This is a genomic window from candidate division KSB1 bacterium (assembly GCA_034506335.1).
Taxonomy (GTDB): Bacteria; Zhuqueibacterota; Zhuqueibacteria; order JANLFK01; family Oleimicrobiaceae; genus Oleimicrobium.
This window is the reverse complement of sequence record JAPDPR010000086.1, coordinates 1-6,698: the sequence shown is the minus strand read 5'-3', so window position 1 is coordinate 6,698 and position 6,698 is coordinate 1. Positions and strand designations below refer to the sequence as shown.

At 62.4% G+C, this 6,698-nt stretch carries 5 protein-coding genes; all 5 read left to right on the top strand.

The features are described from left to right. Positions 1-3,099, top strand: a 3,099-nt coding sequence (locus tag ONB25_15010; GenBank protein ID MDZ7394195.1) for an NPCBM/NEW2 domain-containing protein, incomplete at its 5' end; no start/stop codon positions are given. Next, the gene (locus tag ONB25_15005) at positions 3,096-4,100 is read left to right on the top strand and encodes a uroporphyrinogen decarboxylase family protein (protein MDZ7394194.1); all 1,005 of its coding nucleotides are present in this window, start codon (positions 3,096-3,098) and stop codon (positions 4,098-4,100) included. The genes ONB25_15010 and ONB25_15005, both read left to right, overlap by 4 nt. Next, a complete protein-coding gene (locus tag ONB25_15000; GenBank protein MDZ7394193.1) occupies positions 4,097-4,396 on the top strand; it encodes a thioredoxin family protein in 300 nt (99 codons plus the stop codon). Before ONB25_15005 ends, ONB25_15000 begins: the two co-directional genes overlap by 4 nt. Positions 4,397-4,568: 172 nt before the next feature. Continuing rightward, the gene (locus tag ONB25_14995) at positions 4,569-5,021 is read left to right on the top strand and encodes a hypothetical protein (protein MDZ7394192.1); all 453 of its coding nucleotides are present in this window, start codon (positions 4,569-4,571) and stop codon (positions 5,019-5,021) included. A 51-nt stretch (positions 5,022-5,072) separates the two neighbouring features. Continuing rightward, the gene (locus ONB25_14990) at positions 5,073-6,614 is read left to right on the top strand and encodes a T9SS type A sorting domain-containing protein (GenBank protein ID MDZ7394191.1); all 1,542 of its coding nucleotides are present in this window, start codon (positions 5,073-5,075) and stop codon (positions 6,612-6,614) included. Positions 6,615-6,698: the final 84 nt, after the last annotated feature.

Sequence of the window (6,698 nt, the reverse complement as noted above, 5' to 3'; positions counted from 1 at the left end):
CCTCTTCCGGCCACCCAGCTGGGCATGACGCTGAACAGCCAACAGGCTGGTGGCGCCTATACCGCGATCGACGACTTTTCTGTGCAGTCGGCGGTCCCTCCTTCCTCGCTTTGGCAGTGGGCAAGAACCGAGACTTCGCGGAAGGCACAGCAGGAGTTCAAGCGGGGGCGACTCTGGGCGGCTGAGCAGCTCCTGAAGCGGGAGCTGAAAGGTGCATCCCCCACATGGGCCGCCTACAACAACCTCTGCATCGTTGCCGCAGAAAAGGGGGACCTCTCCACTGCCCTGCAATGGGCCGAGAAGGCGCACGCGCTAGCTCCAGGACACGAGATTTTGCGGAACAACCTGCAGCTGCTGTGGCACACCTTGGCTCATGATGGCCTCGTCGGTGGCCCGCCGGCAGGGCCCGGCCTCGTGGTCAAGCCGGACCAACAGGTCTACGTGGGAAGCGAAACAGGGTACCTGCGCTTCTGGGCGCTCGGCCCCGCTTATGGCGGCCCTGGCGGTGACTCATTGCACGCGGCGATTGAAGACAGTACCGGCCGCGTTGTCTGGTCGGCGCGCTGTGCGGGTGTTTGCACCAACGAGGCATTCGCAACCGGGCAACTCCAGTTTGACCCGGACTCTTTGCCTGACGGAGTTTTTGCAGCAGTGGCGCGGGCAGGCTCCGCATGTGCGAAGACTCACTTCGAGGTGGTACGCACCAGCTATCAGGCCGTGCAGCAAGAAGTGGAGGCGATCAAAAAGCTTGCCCAACAGGGGCGCCTCCGGGGCCAGGGCGGTCTGCACGTTAACGACTGGGCGAACCTCGAGGTTCACTTGGTGCCCTTGGAGCGGCTGATGGAACAGGTGAGAGTCCCCCGGCTCTGGCGCGGCCAGTTGGGACATGCGACGGCGCTGCTGGAGCAGGCCCGGACCTTACTCGGTGCTTTGGAACGCGGCGCAAATCCCTGGGCCCACGCCGTCGGCACCTTCCTGCGCGGCTATTACTCGCCCATCGACGGCAGCGCGCAGGGCTACGCAGTGCACGTGCCGCCGGGATACGACGGGCAGAAACCGTACCCGGTGGTGGTTAACCTCCACGGCTACGACCCCAGCTTCGCCGACTGGCGCGACAACCCGTTCTTGCAGGGCTTTATTCCTGAAGCGACCGAGGAGGGACGCTTCATCCTCGTGCAGCCATACGGACGGGGCAATACCATGTACCAGGACATGGGCGAACGGGATGTCCTGGAGGTGTTGGCGGAAGTGGAGCGGCTGTACTGTGTCGACCAAGACCGGATCTACCTCACTGGCGGTTCCATGGGCGGCGCTGGCACATGGTACATCGGCTTGCGGCACCCGGACCGCTTTGCCGCCATAGCACCGGTCATGGGTCCCACCGACTATGCCTTCTGGCTGGGAATAGATTCTGCCACCGCGCCACACCTGCGAAGATTTCTCATCGCCAGGCGTAGTGCGCTTGCCTACGCCGAGAACGGCCGCTGTGTGGCCATGCGCTGCGTGCACGGCGCAAACGATGACGTGGTGCCCGTCGCACAGAGCCGGGCGATGGTCGCCCGCCTCCGCGAACTTGGCTACCCGGTAGTGTATGAAGAGTATGCGCAGGCGGCACACGGTGGATTCCCCTCGGAGATGGAGAGGGCCAAGTACGCGTGGTTGGCCGAACAAGTGCGAGTCCCGTGGCCGCGGCGCGTCACTTACAAGACCGGTGACTTACATCATCCGGGAGCGTATTGGGTGCGCATTGACCGATTTGAAAACCTGCTTGACTTTGCCTGGATTGACGCCGAAGTCGAGGGCGCAGACAAGATCGTGGTGCGCACGGCGAACGTGAGTCGCTTCAGGCTGACCGTGCCACGCGTGCATTGCACGGCGGAGACGCTTCGCATCGTGGTGGACGGCCAGGTGGCCTATCGTGGTGACTTGCCGTTCCGGGACGAGCTGTGTTTTACCCGGGGGAGCGATCGTCAATGGGTGACCGGTTCCGGCATTTCGGAGCAAGGGATGGTCAAACGCCCGGGCCTGGCCGGTCCGATCTCGGATGTGTTCAACGGGCCATTCATGATCGTCTACGGCACATCGGGACGGCAACGAGAGAATGCTACGACACTGGCTGAAGCGGAGACCCTAGCACAGCAATGGCGGCGTTGGCAGCATGCCGAATGTCGGGTCAAAGCGGACCGGCAGGTCACCAAGGCGGACGTGGACAGCTTCAACCTGATTCTCATCGGGGGGCCGTACTGCAACCTTATCACCGAACGGGTGAATGGGGATCTCCCCATCCAGTTCTCCCGCAGGGGTGTGCAGGTAGGTGGCAAAAAGTTCTTGGGCGAGCACGTTGGAGCAGTGTTCGTCTACCCAAACCCGCTCAACGAGCGGCGCTACGTGGTGGTCATGGGCGGGGTGAGCTGGCGCGGAACTGCAGGCATCACAAGGCGCATCGGGACAGAGTTCGACTTTGTCATCTTTGACGAGCGGACGCTGGGCCGTCACTTCGTGCAAGGCAACTATGGCGTGGACGGCACGCCCTTGCTTTGTGGCTTTTTCGATCACGATTGGCAGCTTAACCCTGCTTATCAGTGGGCTGGGGATGAGGAACTGCGCGCAAGGGTTGTGCCGCGGACCTTTGCCGAGTCACAGGCGCAGAGTGCTGCACCCGGCAGTTTGTACCTGAGCGACGTGGAACCGGACTATGTGGACCAGTGGATTGGTCAACCGGAGCGCGACCGAACCTTCTGGGGCACGGCGCTCGCAGGCGGCGCGCGCAAAGGGATTGGCGTCTATCCCCACTCCCGGGTGCGGTTTCGCTTAGATGGCGCATGGCAGGAATTCGCGGCATCGCTTTGCGTGGACGTGATGCCTAAGGAGCTGGGTGGCCCGCCCCGGAAGCCACACGGGGCGGTGCAGTGTGCCGTGTACGGAGACGGCGAAGAGCTTTTCGTCAGCGGGGTCATGACCGCCAGCTCTCGGCCCGTAGAAGTGCGCGTACCGATTCTCGGCGTGCGCGAGCTGGAGCTGGTCGTCATGACGCGGGCGTGGCTTCCCGGCTCGCCTGTTGCCGCCAGTTGGGTAAATGCACGTGTGGAGGGACGATGACCGGAAAGGAACGGCTGTTGGCTGCCCTGGAACGCCATCCTGTGGACCGCGTTCCCTGGGTGCCGTGGGTGGGAGTGCATGCCGCCTCGCTGCTGGGGGTGAGCGCGCGGCGGCTGTTCACGGAGGTGGATACCCTGGTGCAGGGGGTGCGGAAGGCATATGAACTATACCAACCCGATGGCCTACCCGTGCTCTTTGACGTGCAGCTCGAGGCCGAAGCCCTGGGTTGCACGCTGGCATGGGCGGAGGATAATCCGCCCGCTGTCTCCTCTCACCCACTGGAAAATGGAGATTTGGCCGCGCTGCGAGTGCCGCAATCAGACCAAGGGCGCTATCCGCTGGCCCTGGAGGCAGCGCGACGTGTCGTGGCGGAACTGGGCCAAGACATGGCAGTCTTTGCCCTCATCACCGGGCCCTTTACCCTCACACTGCATCTGGCTGGGGTGCGCATCTTCACCGACTTGGTGGACGAGCCGGCTTACGCCAAGGAGGTGTTGGCCTTTGCCAGCCAGGTGTGCGCCCGGACTGCCGAGTATTATGCGAAGACAGGGGTGGACGTGATCACGGTAGTGGATTCGCTCACCTCACAGATTTCGGCGGCGCATTTCGCTGAGTTTGTGACGCCTTTCGTGCGGCCAGCGCTCGAGGTTATCCATGCGAGCGGCATAAAGTCCGGGTTCTTTGCCTGCGGAGACGCCACGCGCAACCTGGAACAGATGGCGACCCTTGGTGCTCACTTCTTCGGCGTGGACGAGAATGTGGACATTGCCTACGCGCGGCAGGTTGCCGAGCGGCACGGGGTTGCCTTTGCGGGCAATTTGCCCCTCGCCTCGGTGATGCTGTTCGGCACGCCTGAAGAGAACTACCAGGAGGCTGTGAAATGCATGCGGCGAGCGGGGCCGCTCGGATTTTTCCTTTGTCCAGGATGCGATGTCCCGTTTGCAACTCCGCCCGCAAACGTGCAGGCGATCACCCGTGCCGTGCGTGAGTTTCGTCCATGAAGGAAGAAGCTATGGCCGAGAAAGTCTTCATCGAAGTGCTGACCCTTGACTCACGTGCCTGCAGCCCCTGCCAGTACATGGTGGAGGCGGTGAAAAGGGTAGTGGTGCACTACCCTGGGCGGATCGAGTGGCGGGAAACCCTGATCAAGACGCGCGAGGGGATGGAGCGGGTGAGGAAGCTGGGGGTGAGCAAGTTGCCCTCTCTCCTCATCAATGGCGTGCCGGAGTTTGTGAGCATTATCCCTTCTGAGCATGAGCTGCGCGCGGCGATAGAGAGACAGCTGGGCCCCCGCTGAGCTTCATAGCCTGAGGGCAGGCAGGCGAAGTAGGTGCCTTCCTGCGAAGGCCCCTCGGCGTCATTGTCACCTCCCAGAGCAAAATGGCCCTTGACAAGGGGTCTTTTTTTTTTTTATATTACAACCGTACCAGGAGAGTTGGCGGGGAGGTGGCGTGGGGACAGGAGGCGGTGTGCACTATGGTGAGGAGGGTGAAGCCATGGGCACGGTGCGAGCTTGTTGCAAAAGGGCGTGGCTGGCACTGCTTGTGCTGGTGCCGGCGGCCCTGCTCTTGGCCGACGCGGAGGATCGGCAGGAGCGAGACGTGGGGGGTGTGTGGTGCGTGGCGATTTCTCATGTGAACGAGCCGGTGTGGGACGGGAAGTCATGGTACATGAGTGGCTACGGGATCTCAGAGGCAGAGACGGCAATACCGGAGATAGGGCTGAGCTCGGAGCTGCGGATCGATTGGTTAACGCTGAAGCAGGAGGACTATAGGCGGAACTCTCCTCGCGCGTATACCTCTGCTGCCTATAATTGGTGTCCCCCGTGGCAGGAGGTGTGCTACTCGAGCGACCACACGTTCGTGGTAGATCATAAGCATACGTGGTACCCGCATACCACGGCCTGCATCGCGAGGAAGTGAGGACAAGGCAGCGCCTACGGGGTGCTGCGTCAGAGCTGGAGGGGCGAAAACGTGTATCTCGCCGGCGTCTGCAGGGAGAAACGGGTACGGTTTCTCGCTGCCGCACTCCTGGGTGGCTGGGGGGCACTCGTTTCACCAAGCTTGGCCGTGGAATGCGGGTCCGAGCCATCGCGGCCCGTGTTGAGCCAAGAGATGCTTGCCCTGGAGAACATGGAGGTGGTGACAGAAGGCGGCAGTTATGGGGTGACAGACCTGGTGAGGGACCTGTCAGGGAGGGTGTATGTCTCTTTCCTCCTGCACGGGGATTGCCCGGAGGGTCTGCCCAATTGTGCTCTCGCATGGATGGTGAGGAGTGGAAACGCGTGGGAGGGTCCTATACTTGTCACCAGCTGTGTCAACTTTGTCTACCAACATCGTCTCGCGATGGCCGGCAGAGACGTCTTGCTCCTCTGGATAGAGCGCGACGTGCAGGAGAACATGCCCCTGAGAGTGGCCCTCTGTGTGCCCGGTGGCACGCCCCAGCCGTACACCCTGCTCGATAGCTCCCAAGTCATTCCGCTGGCCGCAGCTTGGACGTCAAGGGCCTTGTACGTTGCGGCAAGAGAAGGTAGGGTGGGCTACAACTGGGGTTTCCGCATTTTCAAGAAGGAGGAGGGAGGCCCGTTCGTCTCCCTCCCGTTCCGTTGGGCCTGGTATTGGGACGACACGGGCGGCATGGCCTGCGAGGGCAAGCAGACCGTGCACCTGCCGGGCCAGGCAGGGTCAAGCCTCGGTTATCTTGTCTCCCCTGATGGGGGCGGAACGTGGCTGATGCAGAAGGTGCCGGAATTCCGCCCGCGCGTGTACAAGCCGAAGGTGGCGGTGCTGGGCACGCTGCGCGTCTTGGTGTGGCTGGAGAGTTCAGCGCAGGGGCTTTTTGCGGATCGTTTGGTGGCGGCCAGCAGCAAGGATGGGGAAAAATGGAGCCCCACAGTCCTCCTTGCTGCTTCGCAGCCGTCGGAGATAATCCTTGAGCCAGAGCTGGTGTCAGGAAGTCGTTCTTTCCTGGTAGTCTTTTGGCAAGAAGGGAGATTCTTCCAGGGCCAAATGAGGTGCTGTTATAGTGTGTTTGACGGCCACTCGTGGTCTGGCCCGTTTCTATTTGCACCTGATAGTGCCGTGGACATCTCCACTCCTCGCGGGAGGATTGACCCGGTGAGCGATGTGGTCCACCTGTCCTATTCGGCGGTGTATCCGTCGGGGCGAGAGGTGGTCTGGTATGCGACGGCGCGGGTGAGCAGCACTGGGGTGGAGCCGGAACGTCCGTGGGCGGCCCCTCGGGGCCTGGCCTTGCGGTCGGCCTACCCCAATCCGTTTAACACGTCAGTGACTATCCCGCTGTGTGTACCTGCCGATGCTGAGGGCGTGCTGGAGGTGGTGGACGCCTTAGGCCGCACAGTAGCTGTAGTGTGGCAGGGGCGTGGGTCGGGCGAATGGAGGGAGGCGCGGTGGGATGGCCGTGCCGAAGGTCTTCCTGCCCCCAGCGGGTTGTACCTTTTGCGCCTGCGCACAGATGTATCGGTGGTGAGCCAGAAGGTGGCGCTAGTGCGCTGACGGCGGCTGTCTCCAGGATGGGTTGGAGCGGGTTGGTTGCGAAGGGCCGCGAAGCCACCGCCGACAAGCGCTGCTCTTTCCTGC